Genomic DNA, 16,320 nt, shown 5'->3' with positions numbered 1-16,320 from the left:
TGTAGTTTGGTTTAATGTTTAATATAAAAAGTCTGACTAAAAGCTCCATTTGCTGCTATATCCCATGCCTCTACCCTTACCCATGTTCTGTTGCTCAGTTTAGTTTTAAACTGCAACAGCTCAGACCCAAACGCCTTTGTTTTAATAAGATCTACCTTTTCCCTGTACACCTTATTGCCATCACCAGATATGATCTCTACAAAATTCATTGGAAAGGTCCAGTTCAGTTTAAGCTTAACATTTGCAAAGCCCGACTTATCCAACGCTATTGTTTCACCCGAACGTTTCCCGCTTATAGTTAATTCAGGGATTAACACCTCCCCTGTACTCGCAAAAAACTTACCCTGCTGCATCGCATCCAATACCGGTTGCCAGCCTTTGTTAAACTCAGGCAAAGCATCCATCATCAGGTAGTTTACATTTAAGTGTGCGTACATCTCATTTTCCGGTGTTATCGTAAAAAGATCTGCTTCAGTAATCACGGTCTTTTTCAAATTCCAGTTGTTCATGTCGTCCATCAAATCCAATACCCGGTTCCCGAGTCTTGGTTGCGACAAATCCGCAGGCATTGCCTTCCAGGCTGCACCCATAAAATGATCTGATTTAAAAAACGCCTCATCTTTGTACACATCTGGTGCATTAACAGATCCCTTTGTGCGGGCATGTGCCGTCCAGGCCAATCCCTTCTCATCCTCAAGCAGTTTCAGCATGTCATCTTTATCGCCAATATGATATATCTTACCATATTTAGGGTGATTTTCAGTAAAAGGAGCTTCCTTCTTACGCGACATGATCCAATAAACAGGCTTAGGGAAAAGTGCTAGCCAGTGGCCTCCAAAAAACTCATTGGGTTCTTCACCGGGCAGCAAAAGAAGTTTATTGTCCGACAGTCTTTTACACTGTTCAAAAAGCGCTTCCAACTCTTTCAACCTAGTTTCATCCGGTCCTTTAGGGTGAGCCGTATAATGAAACTCTGCCAAATGCACAATGTCAATCCCCGTATTCTTAAACACCTTCACAAAATCAGGAACTTCTGGAATTGGCTTGTTTGCCAACACTACTTTCATGATAAACTCATTATGAAAATGGCTCGACATGGTTTTATAACCCGGTAGCTTAACATAAGTATCGTTATTTGTAAATTTCTTTACCTCAGTAAACGCAGCGCTTTCATCTGCTGCACTAAGCAGGCAAAAGAAATTTAAGCGTTGTTTAGTATCAGGCGGTGCATTAAACCAAGGCACAAACCTCCTGTCGCCCTCTAAATCCTGACGGATCCCAATACCATATCCATCAGTCATTTTCCTGTAGTTGTTGCCATACCAGGTAAACTTCAGGTTAAAGGCCTCATCTAAAGGATAAAAGTATTGATGCGGCGCTGGGAATATTGCCAAAACGCCTTCCTTTCCCTTTGCAGCTATGGTGCGGTATTTTACAGCTATATTTTTTGAACTATCAGTACTAACCGCATTTGCAGTTTGCAAACTATCTCCCGTATTTATCCATGCTATGTTTTTCCAGCTTGCCGATCTGTTAATTAAACCTGCATCATATACAATAGCCGTTGAATCTATTTTAGTAGCCATCACTGCCGCTATGTTAAACATGGGGCTCCCGTTATAAAAAGTAATCTCCAGATCACCCGAAAAACGGTCAGCTTTTAATGAAGAAATGGTCACCACCGTCCTGCTGCCTACAGTTTTTACAGTCGCAGCCGATTTTTCCAGTTCTACATTATAGGTCTTATATTTTTTTTGAGGAACCTTATCAAAAAATATGTTCCATCCATTTTGTGAGATCAAATCCCTCTTTCCAATGGTGAGCAAAAAGCTTGGATCAAGATCTGTTGAAACCAGTTTAGCCTTTTTAGCTTCGCCAATTAATAGGCGACTAAACAACGGTTTCCCTTTTTCCATGTTAAGGTCAACCTGCCCGTAATTATTACTTCCGGCAGGCCAGGTAATTTTCAAAATACTTTGACTGTATGTTGCAGTCACCCCCGATTTACGGTCAAACTTCTGAGTGTTTACTTGAGAAACCTGAGCTAAACCCAAACTTATATTGCACAAATAAAAGAGTACAACTATTATTAATTGTTTACGCATCTTCTTAATTTATATATGGTTATAAAACAAAGTAAGGCAATATGAAACTGATTAAGTAATCAATCCGTCTCAATATTTCGCCAATGCGTATCAATTTACCACAGTATCTTGCTCAGCTCCTCAATAAATAAATTAGCGGCCTTCTTTTGATAAATTCCTTTTTGCCTCAATATAAATGCTCTTTTATAGCGTTCCTTTCCAGCAATAGGAATAGCAATCAGCGTATCCCAGCTAATGATGGCCTTTTCATTTAAAATCGTAACCCACGAGGTACTTTCTACCAGCGTCAGCAATGAGTTTACCTCATTCATTTCAATCTTAATCTTCGGTACGATCTTGCGTTTACCAAAAAGCTCATTTACATAATCTCTCGAACTAAAGCCCTTGCCCGGTAAAATAAGTTCCAGTGCACCAAGCTCTGCCACCGTTATCTTCTTTAAAGATGCCAATGGATGCTTACGCGAAACCACCATCACTATTTTAGAAGAAAACAAAGGCTGCATTTCCAGTCCCTGGTTATCAGACTCTTCATGGAAGCTAAGAATGATATCCAGTTCCGCTGCCTTCAGCTTAATCTCCAGTGATTCCGGCGTACCATATTCAATAAATATCTTAATCCCCGGATACTTTGACGAAAAAGGAGCCAATGCCGGTAACACCATGGAACTAAACGCATAAGTAACTCCAATCTTCAAATCGCCCACCGCCAGATTATTCAATTCTGATATCGCGGCTTTAGATTTTTGTACATCAAGCAATATCTGTTTTGCATGAATTAGAAAAACACCACCCGCTTCCGTCAGCCTAACATGTTTGCCTATCCTGTCAAACAACAACATGCCCAATTCCTCTTCCAATTGCTTTATCTGTTGCGATAAGGTCGATTGCGTTACAAACGATTCAGCTGCAGCCTCAGTAAAATGAAGATGTTCAGCTGCTTTTACAAAATAGTTGAGTTGTCTAAGTTCCATAATCAATCGTTAAAACTAATCAATATCATTAAAACAATCAATTTTACAACTCAATAACTTATTCCGAAATTTGTAACGTCTTCAAGACATCTACTACACATGAATATATTTAGATCATTAAAATACCGCAACTTTAAGCTTTTCTTTTATGGCCAAAGTATCTCTTTAATAGGAACTTGGATGCAAAAAACTGCTGTCAGCTGGTTGGTATACCGACTAACAGGCTCAGCACTTTTACTTGGCCTGGTGGCTTTTGCCAGTCTTATCCCTTCGCTCATACTTTCACCTTATGCAGGCAGTTTAATCGACAGGCACAACCGTTACAAAATCCTTGTCATTACCCAGGTAATATCAATGATGCAGGCCGGAGCACTTGCCGCAATCATCTTTTTCAAATTTTACAACATACCTGCCATCATCTTTTTAAGTCTGGTGCAGGGCATCATAAATGCTTTTGATGTAACCTGCCGACAATCCTTAATGGTCGAAATGGTCGATCATAAAGAAGACCTTCCCAATGCAATTGCACTAAACTCTACCATGGCAAATCTTGCACGCATCGTGGGGCCTGCCATTGCCGGGGTAATCCTCAGCACCTTTGGTGAAGACTTTTGTTTCATCGGAAACTTTTTAAGTTATATCCCCGTTCTCGTGTGTTTATTCTTAATGAAACTGAACCTCGGCGTTGTCGAACGATCAGAGAAAAGCATCTGGATCGAACTCGAAGAAGGCTTCAAATATGTTTCAGGCGACAGAGAACTGAGCAGCATGATCCTCATGATAGGCATCAGCAGTCTGTTCGTCATACCATTTAACACCCTCATGCCTATCTTCGCTAAAGATCTTTTTCATGGCGATGCAGGAACATTTAGCTGGTTCGAGAGCGCTGCCGGCTTAGGTTCTGTCATTAGCGCCATGTATTTAGCCAATTTAAGATCTGCTAAACCACTAAAAAGAATCGTAGTGCTGGCAAGTACCATATTCGGGGTTAGCTTAATCTTACTGGCTTACTCAGGCATATTATCGTTAGCACTTGTATTCATGGCCTTCGGCGGAATTGGTATGATGGCGCAAACATCAGCCATAAACACCTACATACAAACGCATACCATTCCCGAAATGAGGGCCCGTGCCATCAGCTATTACATCATGGCTTACCAGGGAATGATCCCGATTGGCAGCTTACTTATCGGGTGGACAGCACAAGCCTTTGGTCCGCGACTAGCAGTTTGTCTGGCAGGGGTAATCGGTCTTTGCGCTACCGCGATGTTCGTTGTTTATCAAAACAAACGCTCCGGCCGACAAATTTCCTTCCAAACCTTACTGCATTTAAGGTAAAGTGAGAAATCAACTTCTCACAATATCATATTACTGTCATACCTCCAAAAAAACACAGAAACGTTTAAACCTTTTGCTCTTTTCTTCGTTTATATTTATGAGAGCGTTAATTTAGATGGCGGGGTTAAATCTTAGGATTTATCTCCGCTTTTCTTTTTTCTAACCAGCAGGTAGCAAACATACAATAGTAAAATCCATCCCGGAATCAACTCAACCGACATCTTCAATCCCGTTATCCACATAATCACCAATATACCTACCAAAAACACCAGGCATATATAGTTCGATATCGGATAAATAAAGGAAGGAAACTTGGTTTTAACCCGATCCTCTTCTTTACTCCTTCTAAATTTCAAATGTGTAATACTGATCATCAACCAATTGATAATCAACGATGACACCACCAGCGACATCAAAATCTCCAATGCCTTCTCCGGCATTAGCTTATTAATGATAATACATATCGCGGCAAACAAGCTCGATATCAAAATCGCATTTATAGGTACCGAATTCCTATTCAGCTTCGATAAAAAAGAAGGCGCATTTCCTTGCTCCGCCAACCCAAATAGCATCCTGCTGTTACTATAAACACAACTATTATAAACAGACAAGGCAGCTGTCAGCACAATAACATTAAGCACATTGGCAATCACACTCGTAAAGTAAATGGTCTTTCCTAAAAGCGTAAACTGAAAGCCCTTTAAACTTTCAAAAACCATCACAAAAGGGCTGCTATCTGTAGTAATGTTTTTCCATGGGGATAATGAAAACAAGATCACAAGCGCACCCACATAAAAAATCAGGATCCTGTAAATCACCTGATTGGTAGCCTTTGGAATTGTTTTTTCCGGTTGCTCAGCCTCTGCCGCCGTTATCCCAATCAATTCCAGTCCACCAAAAGAAAACATGATCAATGCAATAGCAGCAAACAACCCCTGAAAGCCCCCTTTCCCATCTCCGCTAAACCAGCCCTTTGCAAAAAAGCCACCATCATTCCATAAGTTCTGAACACTTGCCTGCTCACCTCCGCTCCCGCTAACAAGCAGGTAAACACCAAAAATGATCATGGCAATAATCGCTACCACTTTTATTATCGAAAACCAGAATTCCACCTCACCATATACCTTCACAGAAGTGAGGTTTAAGGCATTAATAACGATAAAAAAGAAAAGGCTCGACGACCACAATGGAATTTCAGGCCACCAGAAATGCACGTAAATGCCAATGGCAGTTAATTCCGACATGCTTACCAGGATATACAACACCCAATAGTTCCAGCCAGAAGCAAAGCCCGCAAAGGATCCCCAGTACTTATAAGCAAAATGGCTAAAACTTCCCGAAACAGGTTCTTCCACCACCATTTCGCCCAACTGACGCATAATAAAAAAGGCAATAATACCGGCCAGTGCATAACCTAAAATTACAGACGGCCCAGCCAATACAGCTGCCGGACCAATGCCTAAAAATAACCCTGTTCCTATGGCTCCACCAAGGGCAATCAACTGAATATGCCTGTTTTGCAACCCTCTTTTCAGTTTTTGCTCCTCAGGCTTTTCGCTAGCTTGTTTCAATATTTATGGTATTTATTCAATTACAATATGAGTATCCCTCAAAATTTCAACAAAGGTGGGAACTTATATTCATTTGAACGATTAAAAGCGTAAATAGTTTCCTTGTTATCATGATGCAAAAATACCACCCTCAACAGGAAACCAGAAGCCATTTTTGGCTAATCGAAACGCTAATTTTGAGGCTAAAAAACGCTAAAAACACGCACTTTTAAGCCTACCTAAACTGCTTGGGTCTCAGTTTCTGGGCAGCCAGTTCTGCCACTTCATTAATTCTTTTCTCTCTGGTTTCAGGCCTTTTGGCAAGCGTAACCCATTGCAATATCATTTTTTTAACAGACTTACTCAAACCATTAAAATAGTCTGCAGAACCTGGCTTCAGCAGAAATGCTTCCTCCAGATCTTTCGGAACAATCAATTCCTCAACCGCATCCAGTATAGACCACGAACCATTTTTCTTTGCCACCTCAATACATTTTAAACCCGCTTCCGCCATCAATCCTTCTGCAATTAAGCGCTCAACCTTTGCTTTATTGATCTTCGACCAGTTGCTGTTCGGTTTGCGCTTAGTAAAAAACTGTATAAAACTCTCCTCATCAATCGTTTTCCTGGTACTGTCAATCCAGCCAAAACAAAGCGCTTCATCCACCGAATCGCTCCAGGGTATACTCGGCTTGGTCGATTTTTGTTTGTACTGAATAAGCCAAACAGACTGGCTTGAGCTATGATTTTCTTTTAACCACTGCCTCCACTCCTCTCGGCTTGCCGGGCAAAAAGTTTCTATTTCCTTTTTCTGCATACCCCCAAAATACATAATTCCCTCCACACCAATTATATGCAAAAACACCATTCTAAAAAAAATATCAAAAAAAAATTTGCGTAGTTAAATAGCTACATATATATTTGTAGTCAAATAGCTACACGATGAATTTAAGAAGAGATGTATTTCAAGCCATAGCCGACCCAACCAGAAGGGCTATACTGCTATTGGTGGCCACACAATCAATGACCGCAGGCTCAATAGCCTCAAACTTTGATACCGCAAGACCCACTGTTTCAAAGCACCTGCAAATATTAACCGAGTGCGAATTGCTTGAACAAAAACAAAACGGCAGAGAAATTTACTATTACATAAACGCAAAAAAAATGAAAGACGTAGCCGACTTCATCGAACCATTCCGCCAAATGTGGGACGACCGATTCAACAAATTGGAAACCATAATGAAAAACTACCAATCAAAAAAATAGAACCCTATGGAACAAAAAACTAAAATCGATGCCCAAAACGGCAAACAGGAATTAACAATCACAAGGGAATTTGATTTGCCATTAGAACTGCTCTTCAAAGCCTACATAGAACCCGAAATCGTTGAGCAATGGATGGGCACAAAAGTGCTTAAAATGGAAAACAAAAAGCATGGCAGTTACCATTTCCAAACCAGCGACCCTAAGGGAAACATCGTATTCCACGCCAACGGAGTCATTCACGAATTTATCCCAAACCAAAAAATCACGCGGACATTTGAAATGGACAATGCACCTTTCGATGCCCAGCTAGAGTTCCTGCAATTCGAAGAAATTAACGGCGATACCAGCAAACTCACCATCCATATCATATACAAATCAGCCGCCATCAGAGATCAGGTATTGCAACTACCATTTGCGCAGGGCATCAATATGGCACATAATAAACTACAAAACATCGTAAGTAAACTAAAATAACACACCATGACAAAGCGAAATAAAATCATCTATTGGATCGCTACAATCTGGCTCTCATTAGGAATGTTATCAACCGGAATAGTGCAATTAATCAAAATGGAAAACGAAGTAACCATGATGAAAAACTTAGGCTACCCCATCTATATCCTAACCATCCTTGGCGTCTGGAAAATACTGGGCGTCATAGCAGTACTTGTTCCAAAATTCCCCATAATAAAAGAATGGGCATATGCAGGCTTTTTCTTCGCCATGTCGGGCGCAGTATTTTCTCACTTAGCCAATGGCGATGGAGGCAAAGATTTTTTTGGACCGATATTATTACTAGTCCTCACTTTTGTATCTTGGTATTTCAGACCTGCAGATAGAAAAACCACCACAACTAATCTATAAAAGTATGAAAAACAATAAAAAAGAGTTGTCATCAGAACAACGCGAAGAACTACTCAAAACGCTCAAAAACCGATTCGAGAAAAACATGAACCGCCATAAAGATATAGAATGGGCCAAAGTACAGGCAAAGCTCGAAGCCAATCCTCAAAAACTATGGTCGCTTGATGACATGGAAGTAACCGGCGGCGAACCCGATGTAGTTGGTTACGATAAAAGCAAAAACGAATATATCTTTTACGATTGTGCAGCCGAAACCCCTAAAGGACGCAGAAGCCTTTGTTACGACCGCGCAGCACTCGATGCAAGGAAAGAGCATAAGCCACAAAACAGCGCAATGGATGTAGCTGCCGATATGGGCATAGAAATATTAACGGAAGAACAATACCGCGAACTGCAGCAATTCGGAAAGTTCGACACCAAAACGTCTAGCTGGCTAAAAACACCTGCCGACATCAGGAAACTCGGAGGAGCACTTTTTGGCGATTACCGCTACGGAACCGTTTTCCTGTACCACAACGGCGCAGAATCTTACTATGCTGCCAGAGGTTTCCGTGGCGCACTAAGGGTCTAATTTTTCACCAAACTAACGAACAGTATGAATCCTAAAGTTGATTTTTATTTTAGTAAAGAAAAAAAATGGCAGGAAGAAATAGAGCGGCTAAGAGTAATCGTGCTCAGTAGCGGCCTTACCGAAGAATTAAAATGGGGCTGCCCTTGTTACACGTACCAGAACAGCAACATCGTGTTAATCCACGTATTTAAAGAATACTGTGCGCTGCTGTTTTTCAAAGGCACCCTGTTAAACGATCCTAATGGCATCCTGGTTCAGCAAACAAAGAATGTGCAGTCGGCACGCCAAATCCGCTTCACCAACGCACTCCAGATAGTTGAACAGGAAGCCGCACTAAAATCCTACATCCACCAGGCCATTGAAGTAGAAAAAGCCGGTTTAAAAGTCGATTTCAAGGAACATACAGAACTCGTATTCCCTGCCGAATTTCAGCAAAAACTAGATCACATCCCTGCCTTAAAAACCGCTTTTGAAGCATTAACTCCGGGCCGACAAAGAGGCTACCATCTCTATTTCACTTCAGCCAAACAATCCAAAACCAGAGAAGCAAGGGTCGAAAAATGCATGCCCCTAATTCTCAACGGAAAAGGACTGGATGATTAGTAAATTCTTGATGGCGGCAGCCCGTACATCTTTTTAAATGCAAACGAGAAATGCGAAAGGTCCTCAAATCCAATTTCCAGATATACATCTGATGGTGCCCGGCCTTTCTCTTTAATCAGGTAATGCGCCTCCTGCAGCCTCCTTTGCAGCAGCCACCTGCTTGGCGTGGCATTAAAAACCTGCGAAAAATCCCGTTTAAACGTAGCCAAACTACGCCCCGTAAGGTAGGCAAAGCGCTTTAACTGCACATTAAAATGGAAGTTTTTATTCATAAAGGCTTCCAGATCTATTTTACCCGGCTCACTAAAATCAAACAATACATCCTTTAATTCAGGGTTTGTCTGCAGCAAAATCATAATCGCCTCGCGCTGTTTCAATTTCTGAAGATCAGCATTAATCAACTGATCAGCCGCAACATACGGCAACAGCGAATTCATAAAACTCTGATAAAGCCCAAAACCTTCTAATGGCTTTACTTTTTCAACCGGCCTGCCTCTATTACCCTCCGGCTTATAGCCATAGTCCATGCTAAAGTCGCTTAAAGCCGCCTGATCCAGATAAATGGAAACAGATTTAAAAACCCCTCCCGGAGGAGGTTGTTTCACAAACTTAAGCAACTGGTTTCGTCTGATGAACCGAAAATCACCCTCGTTAAAAACATGCTCAGTAATACCGTCGCTTATTGTAAGCGTGCCAGATATCTGGTAGCTGAACACATGCTCGGGAACAAATTGCTCCCCCTGCCTGTTGCGGGTAAAATAGCAAGAGTAAGCAATGGGCGAATTAGTCATAGGTCATAAAATTAAGCATTTTACTGTTTTCTTTTAACATCGCTGATGTACCACTTGCCATCAGCACTAGCAAGAAAGTTCTCAGAATCATCATGATCTGTAGATAAACTCATATCCAGCCATTCTTCCATTTCCACTTGCCTCACCTCATTGGCATTGTTCAGCATACCTATCGCCTCACTGCCTAGTACCAAATGCACCGGTGGCGCAGGGTGCGAAGCCAGTTCAACCATCACTTTTGCCGCTTTTTCAGGATCTCCCACAGGGACAAACTTCCCGCCTTTAAATAGTGCTGTCCGCTGATTAACCATTTCATAACCTTCAATCTCACGTGCATAAGTCATAGACGCACCTGCCCAATCAGTTCTAAAACCGCCCGGTTCTACACTGGTCACATATATACCCAATGGTGCTACTTCCTTAGCCAAAGCCTCAGTAAAGCCGCCTAAACCAAATTTTGCTGCCTGGTACATGGTTAAACCCGCATTACCCACTCTTCCGCCTATTGAGCTTATCTGCAATATACGTCCCTCACCCTGGTTGCGCATGTAAGGTAAAACCGCGCGGGTAATTTCAATTGGTGCATACAAGTTTGTTTCCAGCTGACTGCGCATCTGCTCATCTGTATAAGCTTCGGCAGCGCCGATGATACCAAATCCCGCATTGTTCACCAACACATCAATACGTCCAAAATGTTTCGCTGCCTCAGCAACAGACGCATACACCTGCTCATAATCAGTTACATCCAGCGCTATAGGAAGTATCTGATCAGTAAACCTTGTTACCAGGTCATTCAATTGCGTAATATCGCGTGCGGTTGCAGCAACTTTATCGCCGCTGTTCAACACTGCTTCTGTCAGGCTCCTTCCCAATCCCCTGGAACTGCCTGTAATAAACCATACTTTTTCCATTGTCTTAATTTTTAAATACAATTCAAAGGTACAGCCCAATTCAGCGCAGCGTTTTGTTCAAAAGCTCAAACTGCTTTGTTAAAAAGCTCAGTAAACCTTATCTTTAGTATATGCGCAAATTATTACAGAAGCTATTTTCTCCGCTGATCATCAGGCTTGCCAATAAATACGCATCAAGGCCAGATAGTACAAGAGTACACAAAGCACTATCGGCACTATACCAGGACATCATACAGCGCCCCGGCAAACGTGGCCAACTCATCGATCTGGGCACAAAACACCGCATCATTCTGTTCTCAGACCAGCACAAAGGAAACCGCAGCCATCAGGACGACTTCACGCTTTGCGAAGACAATTACCTGGCAGCACTACGCTATTACAACGAGCACGATTTTCTATACTGCAACATGGGCGACAGCGAAGAGCTTTGGAAAAACATGCTCCTGGATGTCATCAAACACAACAAAGCAAACTTCGAAGCAGAAAAACGCTTTCTCGAACGCAATGCCTACATCAAACTTTTTGGCAACCACGATCTCTACTGGGACAACGACCCCCTCGCAGGTTTTATGCTCAAAAATATCTTTGGAACAAAGGTCCGAATCTATGAGGGCATCATTTTCACCCTCGCTGTTAAAGACCAGCAACTCAACATATTTATCACCCACGGCCATCAGGGCGACATGCAAAGCGATGGAAACTGGTTCAGCAAATGGTTCGTCTCCAATATCTGGGGGCCAGTTCAATCTTTCCTCCGCATCAACCCAAATACACCTGCCTTTGATAACCAGCTCAAGTCCGAACACAACCAGATTATGTACGACTGGACCGCCAAACAAACCAACCTGGCCTTAATTACCGGCCACACTCATCAGCCAGTATTCAATTCACTTACCCATCTGGAACGTACTTACATCAGGCTCAATGAGGCTAAGAAAAAAGGCGACAAGGCAACCATTCAGAAACTGGAAGCCGAACTCCTTGCAGGAAAAATCAGCGGTAATACCTCTCCCAGGCTCGAAAATTCCAAAAACACTTATTTCAATGCTGGTTGCTGCTGTTTTAACGACGGGGATATCACCGGTATAGAAATAGAAGACGGCAAAATCAGACTTATAGAATGGAAAAAAGACATCAATGGTGTACCGCAACATCTGGTACTTGAAGAAACAACGCTAGATAACCTGCTTGGCTAATTACCTCCCGATCTCAAATCTACCCCAAAAATCCTTTTATAAGATTAGCTGTCTCTTCAGGTTTTTCTGCAAGCAAGAAATGGCCACTATCCTCAACTTTTACAAACTGTAAATCTGTTGCGTAGTTAGGCAGGGAATATTGCAACATTTCATATCCGGCAGCACCAATTCCAATTACAGGCATCATGAGTTTACCATAAGTTTTACTATCCTCTATATCCTGCGGAAAAGCCTGATACCAGGCATTTGACGCACGTATTCCATCATTACTATCATAAGCAAAAGCATAAGCAGCTTTATCGAACTCATCAATACTATTTTGATCTTTCAATAGGTTCCTAAAAATCCATTCTATTACAATAGACATCCTACCTGCCAGCAGCTGTTCAGGAAGTTCTTTTGTCTGATTGAAGGCTAACCACCATGGATAAGTATAGTTTGCGCTTAATATTGGAAGCATAGGGAGTTGATACATTCCGGGATCCGGATGCGGGGTATCTAGAATAACAAGCTTGGAAGTCATCTCTGGAAAATTCGCGGCAAAACTAAAGGCAACATGAGCACCAATGTCATGACCCGAAATATTAATTTTTTCGTAACCCAACTTTTTCACAAGCTCATAAACGTCCTTCGCCATGTTCTTTTTATCGTAACCTTCCAATGGTTTCTGCGAACTACCCATACCCCTTATTTCTATTACAATAACACGATAATTTGTCGCCAGTAATGGCATTACTTTATGATAAGCCCACCAGGTTTCTGGCCATCCGGGAATCAAAATTAAAGGCTGTCCTTCACCACCCTCTACATAATGCAGCACCGTCCCATTCACTTCTGCATAATTGTTTTTAAAACCAGGTAGCGATTTTATTAGTTCTTCGTCTGAATACTGCATTTTGATAATTCTAATTAGTGATCAATTTTCAATTGTAAAAGCAAAACTAAACACTAATTTTGCAACCAACAAGTATGAAGTATACTGCATAGTTCACTTTTATTTTTACACTTCAAAGAAATATGAAATTAATTAATCAGCTTTCAAAAGAAACAGGAATACCTATCGGCACCATAAGATTTTATGAAAAAACAGGTCTATTCACCGGCGAAAAGAAAGAGGAAGTAAAAACCAATAACTATGTATACTATGGAGATGACGTTGTCGAGAAATTAAGATTTATACAAATGGCAAAAGCGGTAGGTTTTACGCTGGCCGAAATCAAAGAAGTTGTAGATGCCTGGTACAAAAAGCAAATCAGCAAAAAAGCAAAGATTCAAGTTCTTGATAAGAAATTACTGCAAATAGAAGAGAAAATCAAAGAATTAAAATCAGTCAAAAAACAAATTGCTATCTGCAAGTTTAATATTGAAAATGAAAATATTGAAAACGCTGATGAAACTATCATTAGTGGAGGCAGACCTTTCGATCTACCCCCGTATTAACGCTCTCACCGACAAAGATAAAAAAACAACTTGTATATACAAGACCTTCTTAAATTCTTACCACATTTTCAAAAATAGAACCCACCCAATTCATAGAATTTGAATTAGTTTTTTATTTTTGGCCAGCCTATGTTCAAGCCCATTACCTTTCAAAATGAAAACTACCTGATCCACCCTTTCCGGCCAGAAGACCTGGAACGTTTTGGTCAAATCTCAAAAGAAGTATTTTGCATCCTATCCGATGATCATACCCTAAAATTCGTCCCCAATAAACGATTAAGTACATTTCAGGAAGCAGAACTATTCCTGCAAACCATGCTCATGAATGCCCATGCCGGGCGAAACTACCTCCATTTCATTACAGATAAAAAACTCAGCAAAGTCGTAGGCATTATCGATCTCATTTCCCCTCAAGTAGCACAGGAACATTACCAGATAGATCACTACCCTTTCTTCATCGAATTTTACCTCAGCAGTTTTGCCAGCGGATGTTATCTCATGACAGACATCCTTCCGACCATTGTAGACCAGATCCTGTCGCAAGGCATTTCCAACATAGGTGCCGTAGTCAACCGCGATAACATTGCTGCCAAGAAAGTCCTAAAGAAAGCACAGTTCCGCTACAAAAACCCTTTCGATCAGGTTCAGGATTTTTATGAGATCACACAGAACTAAGCACTTACAAAGAGTTATCCGTAGCCTCAAAATCAAATATTTCGTTATACTTGGGTTTCACAACCACCGTACCTTTTAAATCCATCAGGCCAAGTTTTATGGCACTCACTTCACTGTAATCACCATCCAGGTCACCAAAACGGAGTAAGCCATGCTGGTACGAAATAAATCTTGTCTTTTTATTTTTACTCAGATCAATCAATGGTTTTTTGTCCAAACCAATAAAAGCAGTTGGCTCATAGTCCACATTCTTCACAAAAAATAAACCATTGCCCAAACTGGCAAATCCGTTATCACCAAGTGCAAGTATCTGCTTCCCTTTCGTATCAATTATTACTTTCTCGTACGGATTCTTAATAGAGCTTGCCAAAAGATGCTTGCTATCCAGAATATCTAAACTACTCCAGTTAAAGTCAAGTAAATGCTCCCCTTTGGTATTAATCAGGGCATATTCCGATTGCCCATCATCCTTGCTGTCAAATCTTGCAACCGGCGCCATACCATAACTAAAGTCTACTCCTTTGGCAAGAGTAGGTTTTACCACCTCTTTTCCTTTCGCATCTATATAGCCGTAATGCGGCACATACTCATTATAAAACTCATGTATCTTATAAACCATCACCAAGGCCAGGCCATTACTAAACGCCGAAATCTCCTTATAAGTTGGTGGAGCTACCACCTGCCCCGTTGTCGTAATAAGTCCATATGTAAAGCTATCTTCAGCATTTGCTTCAGCAAATGAAAAACTCGCCAACCCATTCGTAAAATTCGACTCAATATCATACTTAGCATCTGTAACTATTTTTCCCTGAAGGTTAATAAGCCTGCCAATACTTTTTTTGTCACCATTTTTCGAATCATATTTCTCAAACACCTTTGCTAACCCTTTTTCAAAAGCCTCAGCACCTAAATATTGAAGCTTTATTACCTCTTCGCCCTTTAAATTCACGTAGCCATAGCTTCCATTCTTTGCAACTACAGCAAGTCCTTGCGAAAAATAGCCGACAGTATCATACACCGCCTCAACCACCATTTTTCCACTCGTATTAATAAAGCCCCATTTGTCATTTACCTCCACACCTGCCATTCCCTCGTTAAAGAAACTCACATTTGTAAATTGAACAGGAATTACCAATTTGCCCGCTGCATTGCAAAAGCCCCATTTGCCTGCCTTTTCAGAGTTGTCTACAACCTCAACGTTTACATTTTTACTTTGTGCAGTAGACATTTCCACTACCGGATATGATTTAGGGATGTATTTTCCAATGTTTACCGGTACAAGGTTGTTGTTCCACAAACCCGCATCGTCATAAACCAGCGGAACCACTTCATTGCCCGAAACATCAATAAACCCACATTTGCCATTCAGGCGAACCTGGGCCATATATTTTTTCTCTTTTTGCGCATAGGCGAAGGAAAAGCATGCCGTTAACAACAGCAGGAGCAGAAATTTAGCGTAATTAGATAGCATTCAATGTTTTTTAGGATGATGTAGATGCAATAAAGTTAAGCATCTTCTCCTTTATATTGCAAATGAGCCTCCGGATTATAAACTTCCAGTATAAAGCCAGGATTAGCCAGGTCTTTAAATTCAAATTGGCGATATAAACCATGCGCGTCACTGGTATTCAACATTTTTCTCCTCAACCTTTTCGACCACGGTTGCTCAAAAATATGAGCCAGCATCAGCTTCGATATCCCATTTCCACGAAATTCAGGCAACACCATAAAATCTGCGAACCACCCAAAAGTATAATAATCCGTAATCACCCTGCCAAATCCAACCTGCACCCCCTCTACAAAAGCACCAACACAAAAAGAATTCGCTAACGATCGGTCTACCAGTTCATACGAAATACCTTTAGCCCAATAAGAATCCTCACTTAAGAATCGGTGTACCGTCTTTACATCCATATTCTCTTTACCTGTTTTAACAATAAATTCTAACATAATATCTGATTTTTACACAAAAGTAGCTGGCAGCACTAAATGAACACAGTTACAGTTTTTGATATTTAAACAGACACAGTTATCTTTAC

Annotated in this window: 18 protein-coding genes; 9 read left to right on the top strand and 9 right to left on the bottom strand. The window is 41.1% G+C overall.

Annotated elements, in window-relative coordinates:
* Positions 1-11: 11 nt before the first annotated feature.
* The gene (locus HQN86_RS04455; RefSeq protein WP_172659815.1) at positions 12-2,105 is read right to left on the bottom strand and encodes a CehA/McbA family metallohydrolase domain-containing protein; all 2,094 of its coding nucleotides are present in this window, start codon (positions 2,103-2,105) and stop codon (positions 12-14) included.
* A 95-nt stretch (positions 2,106-2,200) separates the two neighbouring features.
* Positions 2,201-3,076 carry a LysR substrate-binding domain-containing protein gene (locus tag HQN86_RS04450; protein WP_172659814.1) on the bottom strand — a complete coding sequence of 292 codons (876 nt, stop codon included), beginning with the start codon at positions 3,074-3,076 and terminating at the stop codon, positions 2,201-2,203.
* 99 nt (positions 3,077-3,175) lie between these two features.
* On the opposite strand from HQN86_RS04450, the gene HQN86_RS04445 reads away from it, so the two are divergent.
* Positions 3,176-4,414, top strand: coding sequence for an MFS transporter (locus HQN86_RS04445; RefSeq protein ID WP_172659813.1), 1,239 nt, complete (start codon positions 3,176-3,178; stop codon positions 4,412-4,414).
* A gap of 131 nt (positions 4,415-4,545) precedes the next feature.
* Here the strand turns inward: HQN86_RS04445 and HQN86_RS04440 are convergent, their stop codons facing one another.
* Both HQN86_RS04440 and HQN86_RS04435 read right to left on the bottom strand, forming a co-directional pair.
* Positions 4,546-5,985, bottom strand: coding sequence for an amino acid permease (locus HQN86_RS04440; protein ID WP_172659812.1), 1,440 nt, complete (start codon positions 5,983-5,985; stop codon positions 4,546-4,548).
* Positions 5,986-6,199: 214 nt separating this feature from the next.
* Positions 6,200-6,781: a YdeI/OmpD-associated family protein gene (locus HQN86_RS04435; RefSeq protein WP_172659811.1), complete on the bottom strand. Its 582-nt coding sequence runs from the start codon at positions 6,779-6,781 to the stop codon at positions 6,200-6,202.
* Between the two features lie 125 nt (positions 6,782-6,906).
* On the opposite strand from HQN86_RS04435, the gene HQN86_RS04430 reads away from it, so the two are divergent.
* Genes HQN86_RS04430 through HQN86_RS04410 form a run of 5 tightly spaced genes read left to right on the top strand, consistent with a single transcriptional unit; the run spans position 6,907 to position 9,268 of the window.
* The gene (locus HQN86_RS04430; RefSeq protein ID WP_172659810.1) at positions 6,907-7,230 is read left to right on the top strand and encodes an ArsR/SmtB family transcription factor; all 324 of its coding nucleotides are present in this window, start codon (positions 6,907-6,909) and stop codon (positions 7,228-7,230) included.
* Positions 7,231-7,236: 6 nt separating this feature from the next.
* Positions 7,237-7,704 (top strand): SRPBCC family protein, encoded by a 468-nt coding sequence (locus HQN86_RS04425; protein ID WP_172659809.1) that lies wholly within the window; start codon positions 7,237-7,239, stop codon positions 7,702-7,704.
* A gap of 6 nt (positions 7,705-7,710) precedes the next feature.
* Positions 7,711-8,094 (top strand): DoxX family protein, encoded by a 384-nt coding sequence (locus HQN86_RS04420; protein ID WP_172659808.1) that lies wholly within the window; start codon positions 7,711-7,713, stop codon positions 8,092-8,094.
* Positions 8,095-8,098: 4 nt separating this feature from the next.
* The gene (locus tag HQN86_RS04415; protein WP_172659807.1) at positions 8,099-8,665 is read left to right on the top strand and encodes a DUF4256 domain-containing protein; all 567 of its coding nucleotides are present in this window, start codon (positions 8,099-8,101) and stop codon (positions 8,663-8,665) included.
* A gap of 24 nt (positions 8,666-8,689) precedes the next feature.
* Positions 8,690-9,268: a YdeI/OmpD-associated family protein gene (locus HQN86_RS04410; protein ID WP_172659806.1), complete on the top strand. Its 579-nt coding sequence runs from the start codon at positions 8,690-8,692 to the stop codon at positions 9,266-9,268.
* On the opposite strand, the gene HQN86_RS04405 is transcribed toward HQN86_RS04410, so the two are convergent.
* Complete coding sequence (locus HQN86_RS04405; RefSeq protein WP_172659805.1) at positions 9,265-10,059, bottom strand: helix-turn-helix domain-containing protein; 795 nt, start codon at positions 10,057-10,059, stop codon at positions 9,265-9,267. The two genes, HQN86_RS04410 and HQN86_RS04405, sit on opposite strands and share 4 nt — an antisense overlap.
* Positions 10,060-10,079: 20 nt before the next feature.
* Entirely contained in the window at positions 10,080-10,970 is an 891-nt protein-coding gene (locus HQN86_RS04400; protein ID WP_172659804.1) for an SDR family NAD(P)-dependent oxidoreductase, read from the bottom strand.
* A gap of 110 nt (positions 10,971-11,080) precedes the next feature.
* On the opposite strand from HQN86_RS04400, the gene HQN86_RS04395 reads away from it, so the two are divergent.
* Positions 11,081-12,166: a metallophosphoesterase gene (locus HQN86_RS04395; protein WP_172659803.1), complete on the top strand. Its 1,086-nt coding sequence runs from the start codon at positions 11,081-11,083 to the stop codon at positions 12,164-12,166.
* A gap of 19 nt (positions 12,167-12,185) precedes the next feature.
* Here the strand turns inward: HQN86_RS04395 and HQN86_RS04390 are convergent, their stop codons facing one another.
* Positions 12,186-13,061 (bottom strand): alpha/beta fold hydrolase, encoded by an 876-nt coding sequence (locus HQN86_RS04390; RefSeq protein ID WP_172659802.1) that lies wholly within the window; start codon positions 13,059-13,061, stop codon positions 12,186-12,188.
* Positions 13,062-13,183: 122 nt separating this feature from the next.
* Here HQN86_RS04390 and HQN86_RS04385 point away from each other — a divergent pair, with 122 nt between their 5' ends.
* Both HQN86_RS04385 and HQN86_RS04380 read left to right on the top strand, forming a co-directional pair.
* Complete coding sequence (locus HQN86_RS04385; protein WP_172659801.1) at positions 13,184-13,606, top strand: MerR family transcriptional regulator; 423 nt, start codon at positions 13,184-13,186, stop codon at positions 13,604-13,606.
* 129 nt (positions 13,607-13,735) lie between these two features.
* Positions 13,736-14,281 (top strand): GNAT family N-acetyltransferase, encoded by a 546-nt coding sequence (locus HQN86_RS04380; RefSeq protein ID WP_172659800.1) that lies wholly within the window; start codon positions 13,736-13,738, stop codon positions 14,279-14,281.
* A gap of 4 nt (positions 14,282-14,285) precedes the next feature.
* Here the strand turns inward: HQN86_RS04380 and HQN86_RS04375 are convergent, their stop codons facing one another.
* Together HQN86_RS04375 and HQN86_RS04370 are read right to left on the bottom strand one after the other, a co-directional pair.
* On the bottom strand, positions 14,286-15,752 hold the full coding sequence (locus HQN86_RS04375; RefSeq protein WP_172659799.1) for a WG repeat-containing protein: 1,467 nt from the start codon (positions 15,750-15,752) through the stop codon (positions 14,286-14,288).
* A 35-nt stretch (positions 15,753-15,787) separates the two neighbouring features.
* A complete protein-coding gene (locus HQN86_RS04370) occupies positions 15,788-16,231 on the bottom strand; it encodes a GNAT family N-acetyltransferase (RefSeq protein ID WP_172659798.1) in 444 nt (147 codons plus the stop codon).
* Positions 16,232-16,320: the final 89 nt, after the last annotated feature.

It is taken from the genome of Pedobacter panaciterrae (assembly GCF_013204795.1).
In the GTDB taxonomy this organism is placed as follows: Bacteria; Bacteroidota; Bacteroidia; order Sphingobacteriales; family Sphingobacteriaceae; genus Pedobacter; species Pedobacter panaciterrae.
Note: the sequence above shows the minus strand (reverse complement) of the source record. Positions and strands in the feature narration are given on the sequence as shown.

Bases quoted from the DNA above. Each gene is read 5' to 3' on its own strand.
- HQN86_RS04455 (WP_172659815.1), bottom strand. From the start codon at position 2,105: ATGCGTAAACAATTAATAATAGTTGTACTCTTTTATTTGTGCAATATA.
- HQN86_RS04450 (WP_172659814.1), bottom strand. From the start codon at position 3,076: ATGGAACTTAGACAACTCAACTATTTTGTAAAAGCAGCTGAACATCTT.
- HQN86_RS04445 (WP_172659813.1), top strand. From the start codon at position 3,176: ATGAATATATTTAGATCATTAAAATACCGCAACTTTAAGCTTTTCTTT.
- HQN86_RS04435 (WP_172659811.1), bottom strand. From the start codon at position 6,781: ATGCAGAAAAAGGAAATAGAAACTTTTTGCCCGGCAAGCCGAGAGGAG.
- HQN86_RS04430 (WP_172659810.1), top strand. From the start codon at position 6,907: ATGAATTTAAGAAGAGATGTATTTCAAGCCATAGCCGACCCAACCAGA.
- HQN86_RS04425 (WP_172659809.1), top strand. From the start codon at position 7,237: ATGGAACAAAAAACTAAAATCGATGCCCAAAACGGCAAACAGGAATTA.
- HQN86_RS04420 (WP_172659808.1), top strand. From the start codon at position 7,711: ATGACAAAGCGAAATAAAATCATCTATTGGATCGCTACAATCTGGCTC.
- HQN86_RS04415 (WP_172659807.1), top strand. From the start codon at position 8,099: ATGAAAAACAATAAAAAAGAGTTGTCATCAGAACAACGCGAAGAACTA.
- HQN86_RS04410 (WP_172659806.1), top strand. From the start codon at position 8,690: ATGAATCCTAAAGTTGATTTTTATTTTAGTAAAGAAAAAAAATGGCAG.
- HQN86_RS04405 (WP_172659805.1), bottom strand. From the start codon at position 10,059: ATGACTAATTCGCCCATTGCTTACTCTTGCTATTTTACCCGCAACAGG.
- HQN86_RS04400 (WP_172659804.1), bottom strand. From the start codon at position 10,970: ATGGAAAAAGTATGGTTTATTACAGGCAGTTCCAGGGGATTGGGAAGG.
- HQN86_RS04395 (WP_172659803.1), top strand. From the start codon at position 11,081: ATGCGCAAATTATTACAGAAGCTATTTTCTCCGCTGATCATCAGGCTT.
- HQN86_RS04390 (WP_172659802.1), bottom strand. From the start codon at position 13,061: ATGCAGTATTCAGACGAAGAACTAATAAAATCGCTACCTGGTTTTAAA.
- HQN86_RS04385 (WP_172659801.1), top strand. From the start codon at position 13,184: ATGAAATTAATTAATCAGCTTTCAAAAGAAACAGGAATACCTATCGGC.
- HQN86_RS04380 (WP_172659800.1), top strand. From the start codon at position 13,736: ATGTTCAAGCCCATTACCTTTCAAAATGAAAACTACCTGATCCACCCT.
- HQN86_RS04375 (WP_172659799.1), bottom strand. From the start codon at position 15,752: ATGCTATCTAATTACGCTAAATTTCTGCTCCTGCTGTTGTTAACGGCA.
- HQN86_RS04370 (WP_172659798.1), bottom strand. From the start codon at position 16,231: ATGTTAGAATTTATTGTTAAAACAGGTAAAGAGAATATGGATGTAAAG.